The sequence below is a fragment of the Streptomyces sp. CB03234 genome, assembly GCF_001905885.1.
GTDB lineage: Bacteria > Actinomycetota > Actinomycetes > Streptomycetales > Streptomycetaceae > Streptomyces.
Genome location: NZ_LIYH01000008.1, coordinates 235,745 through 252,293, shown reverse-complemented (window position 1 = coordinate 252,293; position 16,549 = coordinate 235,745). Strand labels below are relative to the sequence as shown.

Genomic DNA, 16,549 nt, shown 5'->3' with positions numbered 1-16,549 from the left:
CCGCCAGACTGGCCGCCGAATGCCGCACAGCGGGTGCGGCGACTGGCCGAGGAGGGCGACACATGGCCGTATCCATCTCCGTGGTGCTGCTTCTGCTGATCCTGGCGGTGATCTTCCTGCGCAACGGCGGACTGAAGATCTCCCATGCGCTGGTGTGCGGCCTGCTCGGGTTCTTCCTCGCGAGCACCAGCCTGGCGCCCACCATCTACAACGGCGTCTCCGCCACGGCCGACGTCGTCAGCAGCCTCAAGCCCTAGCCTCAGGGCTTGTTGTCCTCTCCCCGTACGAAGACCCCGATGCCGTTCGGTACGGCACGCTGGACGCCGCCGCTGGGATGGTTCAGCACGCTCACCTTCGCCGCGCCGCCCTCCCGGGCCACCAGCGTGGAGGACCCGCCGCCGTCCAGGTTGACGGCGTCCGACGCGCCCAGGTCCCGCATCGCGTTCGCCACTTCGACGACGGTCAGCCCGCTGCGGAACCCCGGTGACCCGTCCAGCGCCAGCAGCAGCAGCCGCTGCCCGCCGTCCCGGATGCCCGCCGCCGTGCGCACCGCCGGCGTCACCTTGTCCATCCCGCTCAGCGGCTCCCCACCGCGCAGCACCGGATAGCCGCCCACGGCGAAGCGGTACGCGCCCCCCACGGCGCCCTGACCGTCCGCGACGAGCGCGTACGTGACCTTCACCTGGTCACCGACGGCCATCTTCCGCAGCTCCCGCGCCCCCGCCTCCCGCCCCACCAGAACCTCGGTGCCCGGCTCGATCGCGCCCCGCCCCGGTGTGTCCGCCACCGCGACGACCTTGCCACCGCGCACCGTCACCTCGTACGTCTCGGTGCTGCACGGCGCGTCCCGCTGTGTGTCCGTGCCACAGGTGGCGCGCTTGCGTGAGGCGGCGCCCCAGTCCTTGGTGAACACCCCGACCGAATCCACCGGCAGGGCGTACTGGTTCAGCCCGCCCAGCGGCAGCTCGCCCTGCGTCGACGACACCGTCCCGTCCAGCGCCAGCTCGCCGATCCGGGCCGTACCGTCCTCGCTCACGCCCAGCACCTGGCGGGTGTTCGTACCGGGCGGCAGGGCGGGCCCGAAGCGCTGCCCGTTCGGCACGGCGGCCTTCAGGGCGCGTCCGTCCGCGACGGCGGGGCCGACCGGCGCACCGGTCGCCTCGACGCCCGGGTGCTGGCTCTCCGACAGGTGGAAGAAGTCACCGTTGACGCCGCCCACCGCGCCGGCGTTGTCGGCGAGTGTGGACAGCGGGGAGCGCGCCGCGACCACCCCCGGATACAGCAGACCCATCGACACGCGCGCGTTGCTCAGGTCCACCGAGAGCAGATGGGCCCGCGCCGTGCCGCGCGAGGACCGGATGTCGAACCACCGGTACTCGACCCCGGCCGTGACCCGCTGCCAGGAGGGTGCCGGAGCGGCGGGCGGAGCGCCCGCCAAGGAGGCGCCCAGGAGGGACGCCAGAACGAGCATCAGAAACGCACGGCCACGCGGCACGGTCACAGTCCCCCCAGGGTCAAGGGCAACTCCCACAGGTCTCGGAAGAGTTGCCCGGCCGGGGCCTCCTACGAACCGGCCAGTCGCGAACGGATGAGGAAACGTACGCCATTCGGGGCCTCCAGGGAGAACCCGCTGCCCCGCCCCTCCACCACGTCCACGATCAGCCGGGTGTGGCGCCACACCTCGTACTGGGCCTTCGACATCCAGAACCCGACCGGCTCCGCCACCCCCTCCACGGTGAGCGACTCCAGCAGCACGTCGGCGTCACCCGTACGGAACTCCCCGGCCGGAAAACACATGGGCGCGCTGCCGTCGCAGCAGCCACCCGACTGGTGGAACATCAGCGGACCATGGGCCGCGCGCAGCTGCCGCACCAGCTCGGCGGCCGCCGGCGTCAACTCCACGCACGGATACTGATTCCTCGTCACCATCCCCCAGGAGAACCACACCGGACGTTGCGACCGGGTTGCATCACCGGTTGCGCGCCAGCCACAGCCGCGCGAAGTCCACCGCGTCGGCCATGCCCACGAGCCGGCAGCGCGCCGACCCCACCACACCCGTCCGTACCGAACCACCGGCGTACCGCTCCAGGTCCGCGCCCAGCTCGGCGAAGTCGCCGTCGTCCAGCGCGACGTCCTCGTACTCCCACCACCGCCGCACCCCACCGGCCCGCACCACACAGCGGTACGTACGGCGCGGCGGCCCGGCCACCCGGTACTCGCCGAGATGGAACGCGGTACAGCTCGCGAAACCCGCCCCCAGCAACAGGATCTGCGCACGGAGGTCGTACAGCCGCGCGAGCGGCGAGTCCTCGCCGAGATGGCAGTCCTGACGATGGCCGGAGACGACCTTCTCGGCGTGCGGCCCCAGGGCGGCGAACGAGGTCTGCGGGTGCGCGCTGCGCACCGCGCCCGGCTGCCTGCGGACGATCTCGGGCAGCACCCCGATCCCGTCGTCGCACGGCATCGTGTCCGCGTCGTACGGCGGCATCGCCGCGCGCACGGCCGCCCGCTCCGCCTCACCGAGCCCGCGCACCCGCTCCCGGTGGGCCGGGGAGGTGTCCGAATTGCGCGCCGTGAACGCCGGGACCACCACGGTGCCGTCCGGCCCGAGCGCGCCCCGCACCGCGCGCAGCACCGCCTCGCCACCGCCCACCACGGCCCCCACCGCCCGTAAGGACGCGTGCACCAGCAGGAACCCGCCCGGCTCGACGCCCAGCTCGGCGAGCTGCCGGGTGAGCTGACGCTCCGTATGGAGCCCGGTCCCGGTCAAAGACATCGGCCCATCGTAGAGGCTTCCACGGGTCGCGTCGGCCCACAGAAACAGCCAACCCGGCCGCCACCCCCCGTCAGGACGGCGTCAACACCCGCCGCCGCCCCGTCAGCATGGCGTCAACGACGCACTCCCGACCGCGCCGCCCGGGCATATCGTCGGGGTCTCTCTCCTTTCGAGGACCCTCCAGGAGGACCCATGGCGCAGCTCCCGTGCGGTGACGATCCGGAGCCTTCAGAACCCGCCCCGGCCGGACCGCTGTACGTTCCCGTCCGGCCGGGGCCTCTGGGCTGTGCGGTACGGCTGTTCCGCACTCCGCCCGGTAGCCGCACCGCCGTCTGCTTCACCACCGAGCACCGGCTCACCACCGCGCTCGGACCGCACCAGGCGTGGATCCGGCTCGCCCACCCCGCACTGCGGACGCTCACCGCACCCCTGGGCGTCACCACGGTCACCGTGGACCCCCGGTTCACCGCACCCGCCGCGATCGCCGTACCCGCCCCCATGCCCCCGCGAACCGGGCTCCCACAGGCCGGGCTCCCGCGAGCCGGTTGCCTGCCGACCGGCTGAAAGGACCGCCCATGACCACGCTCCACACCCCCGCGGCCGGCACGGCGACGCCCGACGAGGACGGCCTCTCCCTCTGGCCCGCCTCGACAGGGCGGCTGGCCGACGGCGACCTGTCGGTGGGCGGCGTTCCGCTCGCCGCGATAGCCGACCGGTTCGACACGCCCGCCTACGTCCTGGACGAGGAGGAGGTACGCGCCCGGTGCCGCGCCTACCGGCACGCCTTTCCCGGCGCCGAGGTGTTCTACGCCGCCAAGGCTTTCCTGTCCCGCGCCATGGTGCACTGGGCCGACGACGAGGGCCTCGGCCTCGACGTGTGCTCCGCGGGCGAGCTCGAGCTCGCGGTCACCGCCGGCTTCCCGCCCGAGAACATCGTGCTGCACGGCAACGCCAAATCGCCGCGCGACCTGGACACCGCGCTGCGGCTCGGCGTCGGACGCGTCGTCATCGACAGCCCGTCCGAAATCGCCCGCCTAGCCGCCGCTCTGGGCCCCCACGGACACCAGAAGGTGATGGTCCGGGTGGTGCCCGGTGTCAGCGCGGGCGGCCACGACAAGATCCGCACCGGCACCGAGGACCAGAAGTTCGGCCTGTCCATCAGCGACGGGTCGGCCCAGCACGCCATCGCCCGCGTCCTGGACCGGCCGCAGCTCGAACTGACCGGCCTCCACTGCCACCTCGGCTCGCAGATCGCCTCCGCCAAGCCGTACGCCACGGCCGTGCGCCGCCTGGTCGGGCTGATGGCACGCGTCCGCGACTCCCACGGCGTCGTCCTGCCCGAGCTCGACCTGGGCGGCGGCCACGCCGTCGCCTACCGGCCCGGCGAACGGGCCCTCGACATCACCGCACTCGCCCGCACGGTCCTCGCCGCCCTCGCGGACGGCTGCGCCGCCGCCCGCCTGCCCGTACCCCGCCTGCTCATCGAGCCCGGACGCGCCATCGTCGGCCCCGCCGGCATCGCGCTCTACCGGGTCCTGACCGTCAAACGCACGGGCGACCAGTTCTTCGTCGCCGTCGACGGCGGCATGAGCGACAACCCCAGGCCCGCCCTGTACGGCGTGCGCTACACCCCCCGCCTCGTCGGCCGGCACCCGACCGCCCCTCCCCGCACGGTCACCGTCGTCGGACGGCACTGCGAGGCGGGCGACGTCCTGGCGGCAGGCGTCGAGCTGCCCGGCGACATCCGCCCCGGGGACCTCCTCGCCGTCCCGGTCGCCGGCGCCTACCACCTGTCCATGGCCTCCGGCTACAACCTCGTCGGCCGCCCGCCGGTCGTCGCCGTCGCCGAAGGCCACGCCCGGCTGCTCGTCCGCCGCGAGTCACTGGCCGACTTCCGCACCAGGGACGTCGGCCTGTGAACGGACGGACGTGATTGTCATAGCCCTCCGCTACGTTGCGGGCATGACGGAATTCGTACTTGTCGCGGGGGCGTGGCTCGGATCGTGGGCGTGGGACGACGTGGTGCCCGAGCTTCGTGGGGCCGGCCACGGCGTGCACCCGCTGACGCTGTCCGGCCTCGCCGACAGACAGGGTGTACCGGCCGGGCAGCAGACCCATGTCCAGGACATCGTCGGGAGATCGAGCGCCGTGATCTGCGCGACGTCGTCCTGGTCGGGCACAGCTACTCGGGCATTCCGGCCGGCCAGGCCGCCGAGCGGATCGGTGACCGGCTCGCCCGCGTGGTGTTCGTGGACTCCAACGTGCCCGCCGACGGCGAGTCGTTCGTGTCCGCGTGGCCGGACGGGCGGGCGATGGTGGAGAAGTCCATAGCCGGGAACGGGGGGTTCTGGGCACCGCCGACCGAGGCCGACTGCGCCGGCCAGGACCTCACCGACGAGCAGATCGCACGGCTCGTGGGCGGAGCGACGCCGCACCCCGGCGCCACGCTGACCGAACCGGCCGTGCTGGCACGCCCGCTCGGTCAGCTGCCGGCGACGTACGTCAAGTGCCTGCTGGACGGGGCCGAGCCGAGCGGTGACGTGGTCGAGCTGCTGGCGGGCGAGCGGTGGCGGCTGGTCGAGATGGACACCGGCCACTGGCCCATGTTCTCCCGGCCGCGCGAGCTGGTAGGCGTCCTCCTGGAGGCGGCGGCCAAGGGATGAGTAGGCGTTGAGTACCCGTACTCATGTACGGATCCTTCGGTGGCGCCACGATGCGAGAAGCGTGGCGCGGCCGCGCCGTACAGGCTCATGGGGGATGTCATGGGGAAGTCCTTACGGGCGGTCCTGGCCGTCGTGGTGACCGCGGCGGCACTGATCCTGGCCCATGCGGTCGGGGTGCCGCCGGCGGTGGTGCTGGGGGCGGCGGCCGGGGTGGTCGTTGTGCTGTGGCTGCTGCTGCTCCTGACCGTCCCGTGGAGCGTGTACTTCCGGGCGCACGCGGTGCTCGGTGAGATAGCCGTGAGCCGGGACAAGGGCCTGAAGGTCCCGGCCGCGCGGGACGCCGAGGCCGCGCGCATCGCACGGATGATGCTGCGCGCGGCCGTGGCCGGACATGTCGTCACGGCGGCGGTCGCGGTGGCGGTCGCGCGGGCGACGGAACAGCCGGTGGGCTACTGGCTCGCCGGGCTGTTCCTGCTCAGCACCCTCTTCCGGCCCGCGGGCGCCTGGTTCACCCAGCTGCGGCGGCGCCTGGGCACGCTCCTGAAGGACGTGACGTATCCGCGCGACGACGTGGTGGAGCTGCGGGCGCTGGTGGACCGCCTGGACTCCGGGGTTCAGGTCCTGGAGGCCAAGGCGGAGGAGCAGTACCGCGCGCTCGCCGAACTGCGGCGCACCGTCGACGCGTTGGGCATGGCCTCGTACGAGCGGGCCGACGAGGCCGACCGGAAGATCGCCGCGCTGGGCCGGGAGTTCGAGTCGACGGTGAACCGCCTCACCGACAACCAGGAGCTCATCGCGGGGGTCAAGGCCTTCCTGCGCCTGCTGCGGGAAGGCGGCCCCGGCATCGAACCGGCGAGGGGCCCACGGCCGGTGTGACCCCTCAGACGGGCGCCGTCGTCCGCGCCTTGGCGATGACCGTGTCGAGGAGCGCGAGCAGCGCACCGCGGACGTCGGCGCGGGCCCGCGCGTCGAGCATGAGAATGGGCGTCCGCGGATCGCGCAGGTGCAGCGCCGCCCTGATCTCCCCTTCCGTATAGGGCTGTTCGCCGTGGAAACAGTTCGCGCCCACCACGAACGGCAGCCCGCGGCTCTCGAAGAAGTCGACGGCCGGGAAGCTGCGGTCCAGGCGGCGGGTGTCGACCAGCACGACCGCCCCGAGCGCCCCGTTCAGCAGCTCGTCCCACATGAACCAGAAGCGCTCCTGTCCCGGCGTACCGAACAGGTAGAGGACGACTCCCGCGTCGTCGAGGGTGATGCGCCCGAAGTCCATCGCCACGGTGGTCGCCGTCTTGGACTCGATGCCGTCGAGGTCGTCGACGCCGACCCCCGCGGCCGTCAGCCGCTCCTCCGTACGCAGGGGCTCGATCTCGGAGACCGTCTCCACCAGGGTCGTCTTGCCGACGCCGAATCCCCCGGCGATCAGGATCTTGACGGGGGCCGCTTCCTGGGCAGGGGTGTCATATCCGGGCAAGGTTGTCCCTGATTCTCATGAGCAGGTGGACATTGGTGGTCTCGGCGCCCTCCAGGGGCGGCCGGTGGTGGATCAGCCCGCGGTCCGCCAGTTCGCCGAGGAGGAGCGTCATCGGAGTGAGGCGCATCCCCATCCGGGCCGCGATCTCGGCGACCGCCCGCCCGTTCGGTGGCGGGCACATGGCAAGGACGGCCTGCCACTCGGTCGGCAGGCCGTCGTGGTCCTCCTCGGTGACGGCCGCCGTGATGGTGGTGTCCATCGTGAGGACGGTGTGCGGGGCGGCTGTACGGCCATCGGTCAAGGCGTACAGCCGCGTCCTGCGACGGCTTCCGCGCTGCGGCTCGTCGGCCATTACGACGTGGCAGCCTGGGTGCGCTCAGGTGTGCTCAGCCACTCGCCCAGCGCCTGCGCGGTCCTGACGGCCTCGCCGCCCAGCTCTCCGAGCCGGGCCTTGCGGGACGTCACGACGATGAGCGTGCTGCCCTCGCCGCATCCGACGATGCACAAGTACCGGTCGTCCATCTCGACCAGCTGGCGGATCACCCGGCCGCCGTCGATCTCCCGCGAAATCGCCTTCATGGTCGACGCGATGCCCGAGGACGCGGCGGCGATGCGCTCCGCCTGCGGCCGGTCCAGCAGGTAGGCACTGAGCTTGATCCCGTCGTTGGACAGGAGCACGGCTCCCTCGATACCGGCGATCCGGCTCAGATTGTTGTCCAGAACGCTGTAGATCATGTCGTTCGTTGTCGTCGTCATGGCTGATCCTGTCGGAGTTCGATTTCCACTGTCCGGGTGCCCTGTTCGTAGTCGTCCCAGGCGTCGGCCACCTCCTGAGGCGTCGCCGTGTCCGGCGTGATCGCTGTGTCCGTCGTGCGGGGCTCACGCAGCTGCCTTGCCATGTGGGACTGCGGGACGCGCTCGGGAAGGGCGGGAAGGGCGGGGCGGGCGGCGCTGGCGTGCTCGACCGTGGCCTGACGGTCCGTGGCCTGCCGCACCGGCAGCGGGTCCGCCGCCACGTGCAGGACCAGCTCGGGCCTGCCCTCGTCGGAGCGGCGCGGCTCGGCCCCCGGCCCGAGTTCGGGCTCAGGCGCAGGCTCGGGCCGGTCCACCGCCGTGGCGGGGCGTGCGGTCCCGCCCACCGGCTCGCGCTCGCGCTCCGTCGGGACCAGGAGGTCCCGGGGGACGATCACCACGGCCGATGTGCCGCCGTACACCGAGCGGCGCAGCGTGACGGTCGCTCCCAGCTGGTCCGCGAGGTGCCCCACCACGAACAGGCCCAGCCGGTGCGCGTTCTCCGCCAGGACGGAGTACGGCGGGGCGGAGTGCAGGCGCCGGTTCATCTCCTCGTACGTCGCGGGCGTCACCCGGGGGCCGCGGTCCTCGATCTCGACCGACAGCCCGTCGGCCACCAGCTCGGCCCGGATCACGACCTTCGACCGCGGCGGGGAGAACCGGGTGGCGTTGTCCAGCAACTCCGCCAGCAGGTGGCTGATCTGGCTGATCACCCGCGGTTCCACGCTGATCTCGTCCAGTGCCTGGCGCTCGATCCGCCGGAAGTCCTCGACCTCCGCGGCCGCCTCGCGCAGCAGATCGGCGACGCGCATGGGCTCGGTGTGCGGGTCGGGGATCTCGCCGCCCGCGAGGATGAGCAGGTTCTCGATCTGTCGGCGCATACCCACCGTCAACTGGTCGGATCGCATCAGCTGGGCCAGCAGCGCCTCGTCGCCGCCGAAGGTGTCCTGGAGCTCCTCGGTCAGGGTCAGCTGGCGGCTCACCAGGTTTCCGGTCCGGGAGGCGATGCCCGCCGCGAACATGCCGAACCCATGACGCTCGGCCGCGAGCTGCCGGTGCCCGTCCACGGACACGGCCACGACCCGGGCGAACGCGTCGCTGACACGCCCCACCTCGTCCTGCTCGCCGCCGACCGCCGGCAGCGCCCCCGCGTCGACGGGCTGCCCCTGCTGGAGCCGGGCCACCACGTCCGGCAGCGTCTCCTCGGCGATGGTCACCGTACGCTCGTGCAGCACGCGCAGGCGGCGCAGGACCGAGCGGGTGGTGAACACGATGACGACCGCGACGATCAGCAGGGCGCCGCTGCTGCCCGCGATCAGCCAGGTGACCTCCGCCTCGAGCTCCGACGCCCTCGCGTCACCGTTCGCGAGCAGCGCCCGCGTCCGCTCCATGTTGAGCGCGTCCACCTCGGCCGACCACTTCTTGTGCGCGGCGACCCAGTCGCGGATGCCCCGGGGCAGCTTCACGCCCGAGTCCGTGTCCTTGTGGTCGGACAGGATCTCGTTCTCGATCCGGGTCTTGGTCTGCCAGGCGTCCGAGCCGGCGATGCCCGAGTAGCGGTCGCCGGCCTCGGTGGGCAGGAACGGCACGACCCACCGGTCGTACAGATGCCGGTGAGCCCCGACGGCGTTGACGAAGTCGGCGAACCGACGCGTGCTCAACTCCCTGGACGGCCCGGCCAGCGCGAGGATCGTGTCCTCCTGGGCCAGCATCTCCGCGGCCGAGAACATGGTGATCACGACGCGGCTCTCCTGGGTGAGCCCGGCGTCGTCCGTGTGGCTGAACCCGTCCTGGAAGTAGCGGATCGTCTGGCTGATCAGGTCGCTGTAGAAGACGATCACGCTGTCGGCGCTGCCGATGCGGGCGTCCGCGCGCTCCCGGTAGGTGTTCAGGTCGGCGAGGCCCTCCATGACCTCCTGGAGGCGGCGGTCCGCCTCCTCCGACCCGGCCCCGGCGCTCGCCGACGACCGCCGGAACTCCTCCGCGGCCGCGTCCGTGGCGGCGCGCTGGGCGCGCACGGCGTCCTCGGACACGGCGGAGCCCACCCACCGCGCGGCGGTCATCGTCCGTTCCGTCTGCAACTCGAGCATGAGCGAGTGAAGGGGGATGCCCAGCCGCTCACCCGCCGCCACATCGGAGCGCAGGTGCCCGGACTGAGCCAGCAGCCGGTCCGCGGTCACGGCGACTTGCGTGCCCATCGCCACGGTGGGGACCAGCGCCAGCAGGATGAGCAGCGTACGGAGGCGCACGGTGCGCCGCCGCCGAGGAGGCGTCGGCGCGGCGGGTGGACGTTCGGGTTCTATGGAAGACATCAGCCCTCGGGAGCGGGAGCGGGGACAGGCCGGCAACCGGGACCGGCACAGCCCTGGGGGAGGGCGTGGGGGACGACCGGTCCGGCTGCGGTGACGCGTGCGGGTGCCGATCATAACCAGCCAAGTCGAGTAACGGAGAGGTTGCTTCCGCTCGTACAACGTGGTAATTGCGCCCGCCACGTTGCCGACACGATGCCTTCCCGAAGCCCAACCGGTACGACGCGCCACGCGCGTTGCGGGCGCGCCGGAAGTGACCAAACAGGCCACTCCCGGATGCTTCGGGCGCCTCAGGACGCTTCGGCCGGTGGCGCAAAGGGTGAACCACCGGCCGAAAACGGGTCCTTGAGGGGAAAAACCTCAGGCGCTCAGGGCGGCCGACACCACCGAGCGGGCCTCCTCCTGCACACGGGCCAGGTGATCGGGACCGAGGAAGGATTCGGCGTACACCTTGTAGACGTCCTCGGTGCCCGAAGGGCGCGCGGCGAACCAGGCGCTGTCGGTGGTCACCTTGATGCCGCCGATGGCGGCCCCGTTGCCGGGCGCCTCCGTGAGCACGGACGTGATCGGCTCCCCGGCGAGGCTGTCGGCCGTCACCTGGGAGGGGGAGAGGCGGCTCAGGACGGCCTTCTCCTCCCGCGTGGCGGGGGCGTCGATACGGGCGTACGCCGGTTCGCCGAACCGCGCGGTGAGCGACGCGTACTGCTCACTGGGCGTGCGCCCCGTCACCGCCAGGATCTCGGACGCCAGCAGCGCCAGGATGATGCCGTCCTTGTCGGTGGTCCACACCGAGCCGTCGCGGCGCAGGAAGGAGGCCCCGGCGGACTCCTCGCCGCCGAAGCCGAGCGTGCCGTCGGCCAGCCCGTCCACGAACCACTTGAAACCGACCGGGACCTCCACCAGCCGCCGGCCGAGGTCGGCGGCCACCCGGTCGATCATGCCGGACGACACCAGCGTCTTGCCGACCCCGGCCCCGGCCGGCCACTGCTCGCGGTGGCGGTACAGATACGCGATCGCGGTGGCCAGGTAGTGGTTGGGGTTCATCAGGCCGCCGTCCGGGGTGACGATCCCGTGCCGGTCGGCGTCCGCGTCGTTGCCCGTGGCGATCCGGAACCGGTCGCGCCCCTCGATCAGCGACGCCATCGCATACGGGGACGAGCAGTCCATCCGGATCTTGCCGTCCCAGTCCAGCGTCATGAACCGCCAGGTGGGGTCGGTGACCGGGTTGACCACGGTCAGGTCCAGCCGGTGCTCCTCGGCGATCCGGCCCCAGTACGCCACGGACGCCCCGCCCAGCGGGTCCGCCCCGATCCGTACCCCCGCCGCGCGCACCGCGTCCAGGTCCAGCACGGACGGCAGGTCGCGCACGTACGAGCCGAGGAAGTCGTACCGCCCGGTGGTGGGGGCCGCCAGCGCGCGGGCGTAGGGCAGCCGCCGTACGTCCTTCAGGCCGCCCGTCATGATCTCGTTGGCCCGCTCCTGGATCCAGCCGGTCGCCTCGGAGCCGGCCGGTCCGCCGTTCGGCGGGTTGTACTTGAACCCGCCGTCGGCCGGCGGGTTGTGCGAGGGGGTGACCACCACGCCGTCGGCGAGGCCGGAGGCGCGGCCGCGGTTGTGGGTGAGGATGGCGTGCGACACCGCCGGGGTGGGGGTGTAGCCGTCGGCCGCGTCGATGAGGACGGTCACGCCGTTGGCCGCGAAGACCTCGACCGCGGTGACCCGGGCGGGCTCCGACAGCGCGTGGGTGTCCGCGCCCAGGAACAGCGGCCCGTCAATGCCCTGTCCGGCCCGGTACTCGCAGATCGCCTGGCTCGTCGCGGCGATGTGGTCCTCGTTGAAGGCCCCGGCGAGGGAGGACCCGCGGTGCCCGGACGTGCCGAAGGCCACGCGCTGGGCCGGCTCCGCCGGGTCGGGGTGCAGGGCGTAGTACGCGGTCACCAGCCGGGCCACATCGATGAGGTCCTCCGGCCGCGCCGGCCGCCCCGCGCGCTCGTTCGGCATCCGTCCACTCCTCCATGTCCGTCGAAGAATCGGTTGGGCGATCAGTCCAGGGAGATGATCGCCCGTCGACCGCCTCTGGCACGACTGCCCCTCCGCAGGTGTCCGCAAGGGGCGTTCCCGTCGGGCATGCCCAGCGCGGCGCCGGGCACCCGCACCGCATGGCGATTTTGCGAAAGTTGGCCCGTCCGCTGCTGGCATCCACGTTCGTCACCGGAGGGCTGCACACCTGGCGCGACCCCAAGGGCGTGGCTCCGGTGGCCGAGCCGGTGGCCCGGCCCGTCGCCGCACGGATCCCGGCCCTGCCCGACGACCCCGAGAAGCTGGTACGCGTCAACAGCGCCGTTCAGGTCGGTGCGGGCGTGCTGTTCGCCACCGGCCGCCTCCCGCGCCTGTCCGCGCTCGCCCTGGCCACCACCCTCGTCCCCACGACGCTCGCCGGGCACGCGTACTGGACGGTGGAGGACCCGGAGGAACGCGCCCGGCAGCGGATCCACTTCTTCAAGAACCTCTCCATGCTGGGAGGCCTGCTGATCGCCGCCGCGGACACCCACGGCAAACCGTCCCTGGCGTACCGCGTCACAAGCCATGGCTAGGCCGGTTCCCCGGATCACTTCCGTCGGCCGAGGTCGTCGTCGATGATGTCCGCGTGACCAACCGCATCAGCGTTCTGATCTCCGCCCTCGGCGTTCTTCCCTGCACGGTGATGCTCGTCGTCGCCGTTCGCGAGTACCGCTCCGGGGCGTCGGCTCTCTGGATGGCGGCCGGAGCTGCGATCCTCCTCAGTGCCGTGTACGCGCTCGCGCGGGATGTCCGGCGGCTCCGCGCGGGGCGGGCGACCTGACGAGCGGCGCCGCTCCCGGCCGTGTCCTCCGGCCGCTGGTGCGAACCGGCTGCGACCGCTCTACCCGGCCGTGCGTGGGGGAGGTGTCATGGCCCAGCGGATCGTTCTGGTCAGCGCGTGCCCGGAGGCCCGGACGAAGGTTCCCTCAACCCCCGGCAGACGGGGCAGGCCGAGTTCCCGGCGCGCCCACGGCGGGAGGGTGGACACCGCGTTCGCCGCGAGGACGGCGTACGGTGCCCGGGCGATCCAGGGCAAGGGCGGGTGGAGCAGGATGAACCGGGCCGCCTCCCGTGCCTCTTGTGTGGCGTACAGCTCCGGCCGGTAGGCGGCCAGCCGGTCGGCCAGCCCGGCCCGGTCGCGCGGCGGGTCCACGATCCCGAGCGCGGTCGCCACGCGGGCTGCGTCGGCGATGTACGCGTCGCAGTCGGCGGCGTCCAGCGGATGCGCGCCGTAGCGCTGGTGGGCGGTCAGGAAACTGTCCACCTCGGCGACGTGCACCCAGCCCAGCAGGTGCGGATCGGCCGCGTGGTACGCCTGCCCGGCGGCGGTCGTGCCCCGTACGCGGTCGTGCACGGCCCGCACGTGGTCGACCGCGCGCTGCGCGTCGTCCGCGGTGCCGTACGTGGTCACGGCGAGGAACGTGCTGGTGCGCTGGAGCCGCCCCCACGGATCGCCCCGGTAACCGGAATGGGCCTCCACCGCCGCCATGGCCAGCGGGTGCAGGGACTGCAGCAGCAGTGCCCGCAGCCCGCCGATGAACATCGACGCGTCGCCGTGGACGGTACGGATCGGCCGGTCGGGAGCGAACCAGCGGGGCCCCGGCGTGCCGTGGATCCGGGCGCGGTTGGCCGGGCCGCCGGGACCCGCCACGCGGGTGAACAGGCTGCGGCCGAGATGCTCCCGCAGGTGGTTCATGCCGCAAGTATCCGTCCGGCGGGTGCCGCACCGGAATGGTCGCGCGCGGCACGGCCGCAGCGGTACGGCCGCAGCGGTGCGGTCACTGCAGGGCGTGCACGGCCGCGGCGAACACCGGCGGCATCCGGGCGGCCGCCGGCACGACCAGGCGGGCCGTGTCCGGCCGGCAGCCGACCCGGACCAGGGCCTCGGTCATCAGGCGGTGCCGCCGGGACAGCCGCCGCCACGCCCTCTCGTACGCCCCCGGCCGGCCCGCCCGCAGACACCGCACCGCCGCCTCGGCCGACGCCAGCGCCAGGGACACGCCCTCGCCGGTGAGCGCATCCACGTACCCCGCCGCGTCACCCACGAGCAGCACCCGCCCGGCCACCCGGCACCGCACCCGCTGCCGCAGCGGCCCGGCACCGCGTACGGTGCTCACGGCCGTCCCGCCGCCCAGGCGGGCCGCCAGCTCGGGGAAGTGGCCCAGGTGAGTGTCGTACGGGCGTCTCGCCGTGCTCAGGACAGCCACCCCGACGAGGTCCTCGGCGACCGGCGTCACGTACGCCTCCCCGCCGCCCGACCAGTGCACCTCGACGAAGTCCGACCACGGCGGCATCCGGTAGTGCCGCCGCTGGCCGAACCGCCGGGGCCGGCGGTCCGGCAGCTCCAGACCGAGGGCCCGCCGTACGGGGGAGCGCAGGCCGTCCGCCGCGACGAGCCACCGGGCCCGCAGCCCCGCGGCGCTCACCGCGTCCGCGCCCTGCCGTACGTCACCCACCTTCCCGGGCACCACCCGCACGCCCAGCTCGGCGGCCCGCCGGGCCAGCGCGGCGCTCAGCACCGTCCGGCGCACGCCCAGTCCGGTGCCCTCACGGAACTCCGCCTCGGCGCGGTGCGGACCGTCCACGTACCGGATGCCGCGCAGCGCATGGCCGGCCGGGCGGACGCCGAGAGCGGCCAAGGACCGCACACCGCCCGGCATGACCCCCTCGCCGCACGCCTTGTCCACCGGCCCCGGACGCGGCTCGATCACCACGGCCTCCATCCCGTGCAGCGCCGCGTGGATCGCCGTGGCGAGTCCGGCGGGCCCACCGCCCGCCACCAGCAGATCGATCACCGGGCCCCGCCCGGCACGGCCGCGCCACCGGGGGCCGGAGCAGCGCCGAGCGCCGCCTCCTCGCAGCGGATCCGTACGGTGAGCAGCACCGCGTTGCACGCCGTGAACAGCGCGGCGGTCAGCCAGGCGGAGTGGACCAGCGGCAGCGCGACGCCCTCGGCCACCACCGCCACGTAGTTGGGATGGCGCAGCCACCGGTACGGCCCGCCCGACACCAGGGGCAGACCGGGCACCACCAGTACGCGGGTGTTCCAGCGCGGCCCCAGGGTCCGTACGCACCACCAGCGCAGGCCCTGGGCGGCGGCCACCACGGCCAGCATGGTCCAGCCCAGCCCCGGGTGGAACGGCCGTCCCATCGCCCACACTTCGGCCAGGCAGCCGGCGAGAAGCCCCGTGTGGAGCACCACCATCACGGGGTAGTGGCCCCGGCCGGACTCCACCGCGCCCCGGGCCAGACTCCAGCGCGCGTTGCGGCGGGCGACGACCAGTTCGGCGAGCCGCTCCACGCCGACGGCCAGCACCAGCAGGGCGTACCAGACCATGCGTCTCTCCCGTTTCTACCAGCGCAGCAGGACCAGTTCGGTGCAGAACCCCGGGCCCATGGCGAGCAGCACCCCCGGCGTCCCCGGGGGCGGGGCCGCCGCCGTCAGGGTGTCGCGGAGGACGTGCAGCACGGAGGCCGACGAGAGGTTGCCGACCTCGGCGAGCGAGCGCCGGCTGACGGCGAGGGCGCCGTCCGGCAGGTCGAGCGCCTCCGCGACCGCGTCGAGGACCTTCGGGCCGCCGGCGTGGCTGACCCAGGCGGTCACGTCGGCGCGGCTCAGGCCGTGGTCGGTCAGGAAGCCGTCGACGTCGTCGGCGAGGTTCTTGCGCACCACGTCGGGCACGGCGGGGTCGAGGACGACGCGGAAGCCTGAGCCGGAGATGTCCCAGCCCAGCAGCCGCTCGGTGTCCGGGTACAGATGGCTGCGGCTGGCCACCACGGTCGGGCCGCCGCCGCCGCCGCCCCCGCTTTCCCCGTCGCCCGGCGTGTGCCGCCGGGCACCGCAGGCGACGACGGCCGCGGCGCCGTCACCGAACAGGGCGGTCGCGATCAACTGGGCGAGTGAGGCGTCGGCCCGCTGGAAGGTCAGCGAGCACAGCTCGACGGAGAGCAGCACGGCGACGTCGTCCGGCCGGCCCAGCAGATAGTCGTGCAGGCGGGCGATCCCGGCGGCCCCGGCGACACACCCCAGGCCGAAGACCGGCAGCCGCTTGACGTCCGGCCGCAGCCCGAGCCGCCCGGCCAGCAGGGCGTCCACGGACGGCGCGGCGATGCCGGTCACCGAGGTGAAGATCAGTAGGTCCACGTCGCGCGGCGACAGGCCCGCCCCGCGCAGCGCCCCGGTGACCGCCTCGGCCCCCAGCTCCACGGCGCCGTCGATGAACGCGTCGTTGGCCGCGCCGAAACCGTCCAGCCCGCCGTACCGGTCCAGCGGGAGCGCCATGTGGCGGGAGCGCACCCGCGCGCCCTCGTGCAGCCGGTCCAGTACGCGCCGGTCGGCGCCGGCGGGCAGGCAGTGACGGGCCACCATGTCGGTGATCTCGCGCTGGGTGTGCCGGTGCGGCGGCAGGACTCCGTGAACGGCTGCGATCCGGGTCATCAGAGCTCCAGGTCGGCGACGTCGGTCCCCCATGTGTGC

At 73.3% G+C, this 16,549-nt stretch carries 18 protein-coding genes and 1 pseudogene; 7 read left to right on the top strand and 12 right to left on the bottom strand.

Annotated elements, in window-relative coordinates; all coding sequences use genetic code 11:
• The first annotated feature begins 62 nt into the window (after positions 1-62).
• Complete coding sequence (locus AMK26_RS32005; protein ID WP_073759056.1) at positions 63-257, top strand: hypothetical protein; 195 nt, start codon at positions 63-65, stop codon at positions 255-257.
• A gap of 2 nt (positions 258-259) precedes the next feature.
• Here the strand turns inward: AMK26_RS32005 and AMK26_RS32000 are convergent, their stop codons facing one another.
• The 3 genes from AMK26_RS32000 to AMK26_RS31990 form a co-directional block, all read right to left on the bottom strand.
• On the bottom strand, positions 260-1,471 hold the full coding sequence (locus AMK26_RS32000; RefSeq protein ID WP_073759054.1) for a phosphodiester glycosidase family protein: 1,212 nt from the start codon (positions 1,469-1,471) through the stop codon (positions 260-262).
• Positions 1,472-1,563: 92 nt separating this feature from the next.
• Positions 1,564-1,929 (bottom strand): DUF779 domain-containing protein, encoded by a 366-nt coding sequence (locus AMK26_RS31995; RefSeq protein WP_073759367.1) that lies wholly within the window; start codon positions 1,927-1,929, stop codon positions 1,564-1,566.
• A gap of 40 nt (positions 1,930-1,969) precedes the next feature.
• Complete coding sequence (locus tag AMK26_RS31990) at positions 1,970-2,776, bottom strand: aminoglycoside N(3)-acetyltransferase (protein ID WP_073759052.1); 807 nt, start codon at positions 2,774-2,776, stop codon at positions 1,970-1,972.
• Between the two features lie 192 nt (positions 2,777-2,968).
• On the opposite strand from AMK26_RS31990, the gene AMK26_RS31985 reads away from it, so the two are divergent.
• The 4 genes from AMK26_RS31985 to AMK26_RS31970 all read left to right on the top strand — a co-directional run bounded on the left by AMK26_RS31985 (position 2,969) and on the right by AMK26_RS31970 (position 6,315).
• Positions 2,969-3,340 carry an SAV_915 family protein gene (locus AMK26_RS31985; protein ID WP_073759050.1) on the top strand — a complete coding sequence of 124 codons (372 nt, stop codon included), beginning with the start codon at positions 2,969-2,971 and terminating at the stop codon, positions 3,338-3,340.
• Positions 3,341-3,351: 11 nt separating this feature from the next.
• Positions 3,352-4,695, top strand: coding sequence for a diaminopimelate decarboxylase (gene lysA / locus AMK26_RS31980; RefSeq protein ID WP_073759048.1), 1,344 nt, complete (start codon positions 3,352-3,354; stop codon positions 4,693-4,695).
• A gap of 72 nt (positions 4,696-4,767) precedes the next feature.
• Positions 4,768-5,439: an alpha/beta fold hydrolase gene (locus AMK26_RS31975; RefSeq protein ID WP_338015609.1), complete on the top strand. Its 672-nt coding sequence runs from the start codon at positions 4,768-4,770 to the stop codon at positions 5,437-5,439.
• 99 nt (positions 5,440-5,538) lie between these two features.
• The gene (locus AMK26_RS31970; RefSeq protein WP_073759044.1) at positions 5,539-6,315 is read left to right on the top strand and encodes a hypothetical protein; all 777 of its coding nucleotides are present in this window, start codon (positions 5,539-5,541) and stop codon (positions 6,313-6,315) included.
• 4 nt (positions 6,316-6,319) lie between these two features.
• Here AMK26_RS31970 and AMK26_RS31965 read toward each other — a convergent pair whose 3' ends face one another.
• The 5 genes from AMK26_RS31965 to pgm form a co-directional block, all read right to left on the bottom strand.
• Positions 6,320-6,910: a GTP-binding protein gene (locus tag AMK26_RS31965; RefSeq protein WP_073759042.1), complete on the bottom strand. Its 591-nt coding sequence runs from the start codon at positions 6,908-6,910 to the stop codon at positions 6,320-6,322.
• Positions 6,897-7,262, bottom strand: coding sequence for a DUF742 domain-containing protein (locus AMK26_RS31960; protein ID WP_073759040.1), 366 nt, complete (start codon positions 7,260-7,262; stop codon positions 6,897-6,899). The genes AMK26_RS31965 and AMK26_RS31960 overlap by 14 nt, the downstream gene beginning before the upstream one ends.
• Complete coding sequence (locus AMK26_RS31955; RefSeq protein WP_073759038.1) at positions 7,262-7,666, bottom strand: roadblock/LC7 domain-containing protein; 405 nt, start codon at positions 7,664-7,666, stop codon at positions 7,262-7,264. Before AMK26_RS31955 ends, AMK26_RS31960 begins: the two co-directional genes overlap by 1 nt.
• Complete coding sequence (locus tag AMK26_RS31950) at positions 7,663-9,951, bottom strand: sensor histidine kinase (protein WP_241838165.1); 2,289 nt, start codon at positions 9,949-9,951, stop codon at positions 7,663-7,665. The genes AMK26_RS31955 and AMK26_RS31950 overlap by 4 nt, the downstream gene beginning before the upstream one ends.
• A gap of 420 nt (positions 9,952-10,371) precedes the next feature.
• Positions 10,372-12,012 (bottom strand): phosphoglucomutase (alpha-D-glucose-1,6-bisphosphate-dependent), encoded by a 1,641-nt coding sequence (gene pgm, locus AMK26_RS31945; RefSeq protein ID WP_073759034.1) that lies wholly within the window; start codon positions 12,010-12,012, stop codon positions 10,372-10,374.
• A 158-nt stretch (positions 12,013-12,170) separates the two neighbouring features.
• Between pgm and AMK26_RS31940 the strand changes: the two are divergent.
• Positions 12,171-12,587 (top strand): annotated as a pseudogene (locus AMK26_RS31940) (DoxX family protein); the annotation flags it as partial.
• A 71-nt stretch (positions 12,588-12,658) separates the two neighbouring features.
• The gene (locus AMK26_RS31935; RefSeq protein ID WP_073759032.1) at positions 12,659-12,853 is read left to right on the top strand and encodes a hypothetical protein; all 195 of its coding nucleotides are present in this window, start codon (positions 12,659-12,661) and stop codon (positions 12,851-12,853) included.
• A gap of 60 nt (positions 12,854-12,913) precedes the next feature.
• On the opposite strand, the gene AMK26_RS31930 is transcribed toward AMK26_RS31935, so the two are convergent.
• From AMK26_RS31930 to AMK26_RS31915, 4 genes are all read right to left on the bottom strand, one after another.
• Positions 12,914-13,768 carry an oxygenase MpaB family protein gene (locus AMK26_RS31930; RefSeq protein ID WP_073759030.1) on the bottom strand — a complete coding sequence of 285 codons (855 nt, stop codon included), beginning with the start codon at positions 13,766-13,768 and terminating at the stop codon, positions 12,914-12,916.
• An 82-nt stretch (positions 13,769-13,850) separates the two neighbouring features.
• The gene (locus AMK26_RS31925; RefSeq protein WP_073759028.1) at positions 13,851-14,867 is read right to left on the bottom strand and encodes an NAD(P)/FAD-dependent oxidoreductase; all 1,017 of its coding nucleotides are present in this window, start codon (positions 14,865-14,867) and stop codon (positions 13,851-13,853) included.
• Complete coding sequence (locus AMK26_RS31920; RefSeq protein WP_073759027.1) at positions 14,864-15,409, bottom strand: isoprenylcysteine carboxyl methyltransferase family protein; 546 nt, start codon at positions 15,407-15,409, stop codon at positions 14,864-14,866. The genes AMK26_RS31925 and AMK26_RS31920 overlap by 4 nt, the downstream gene beginning before the upstream one ends.
• Before the next feature lie 15 nt (positions 15,410-15,424).
• On the bottom strand, positions 15,425-16,510 hold the full coding sequence (locus AMK26_RS31915; RefSeq protein ID WP_073759025.1) for a type III polyketide synthase: 1,086 nt from the start codon (positions 16,508-16,510) through the stop codon (positions 15,425-15,427).
• Between the last annotated feature and the right edge of the window lie 39 nt (positions 16,511-16,549).

Excerpts from the sequence above, each read along its gene's own strand:
- AMK26_RS31990 (WP_073759052.1), bottom strand. The coding sequence starts at position 2,776 with ATGTCTTTGACCGGGACCGGGCTCCATACGGAGCGTCAGCTCACCCGG.
- lysA (WP_073759048.1), top strand. The coding sequence starts at position 3,352 with ATGACCACGCTCCACACCCCCGCGGCCGGCACGGCGACGCCCGACGAG.
- pgm (WP_073759034.1), bottom strand. The coding sequence starts at position 12,012 with ATGCCGAACGAGCGCGCGGGGCGGCCGGCGCGGCCGGAGGACCTCATC.
- AMK26_RS31915 (WP_073759025.1), bottom strand. The coding sequence starts at position 16,510 with ATGACCCGGATCGCAGCCGTTCACGGAGTCCTGCCGCCGCACCGGCAC.
- AMK26_RS31920 (WP_073759027.1), bottom strand. The coding sequence starts at position 15,409 with ATGGTCTGGTACGCCCTGCTGGTGCTGGCCGTCGGCGTGGAGCGGCTC.
- AMK26_RS31995 (WP_073759367.1), bottom strand. The coding sequence starts at position 1,929 with ATGGTGACGAGGAATCAGTATCCGTGCGTGGAGTTGACGCCGGCGGCC.
- AMK26_RS32000 (WP_073759054.1), bottom strand. The coding sequence starts at position 1,471 with ATGCTCGTTCTGGCGTCCCTCCTGGGCGCCTCCTTGGCGGGCGCTCCG.
- AMK26_RS31985 (WP_073759050.1), top strand. The coding sequence starts at position 2,969 with ATGGCGCAGCTCCCGTGCGGTGACGATCCGGAGCCTTCAGAACCCGCC.
- AMK26_RS31930 (WP_073759030.1), bottom strand. The coding sequence starts at position 13,768 with ATGAACCACCTGCGGGAGCATCTCGGCCGCAGCCTGTTCACCCGCGTG.
- AMK26_RS31970 (WP_073759044.1), top strand. The coding sequence starts at position 5,539 with ATGGGGAAGTCCTTACGGGCGGTCCTGGCCGTCGTGGTGACCGCGGCG.
- AMK26_RS31955 (WP_073759038.1), bottom strand. The coding sequence starts at position 7,666 with ATGACGACGACAACGAACGACATGATCTACAGCGTTCTGGACAACAAT.
- AMK26_RS32005 (WP_073759056.1), top strand. The coding sequence starts at position 63 with ATGGCCGTATCCATCTCCGTGGTGCTGCTTCTGCTGATCCTGGCGGTG.
- AMK26_RS31960 (WP_073759040.1), bottom strand. The coding sequence starts at position 7,262 with ATGGCCGACGAGCCGCAGCGCGGAAGCCGTCGCAGGACGCGGCTGTAC.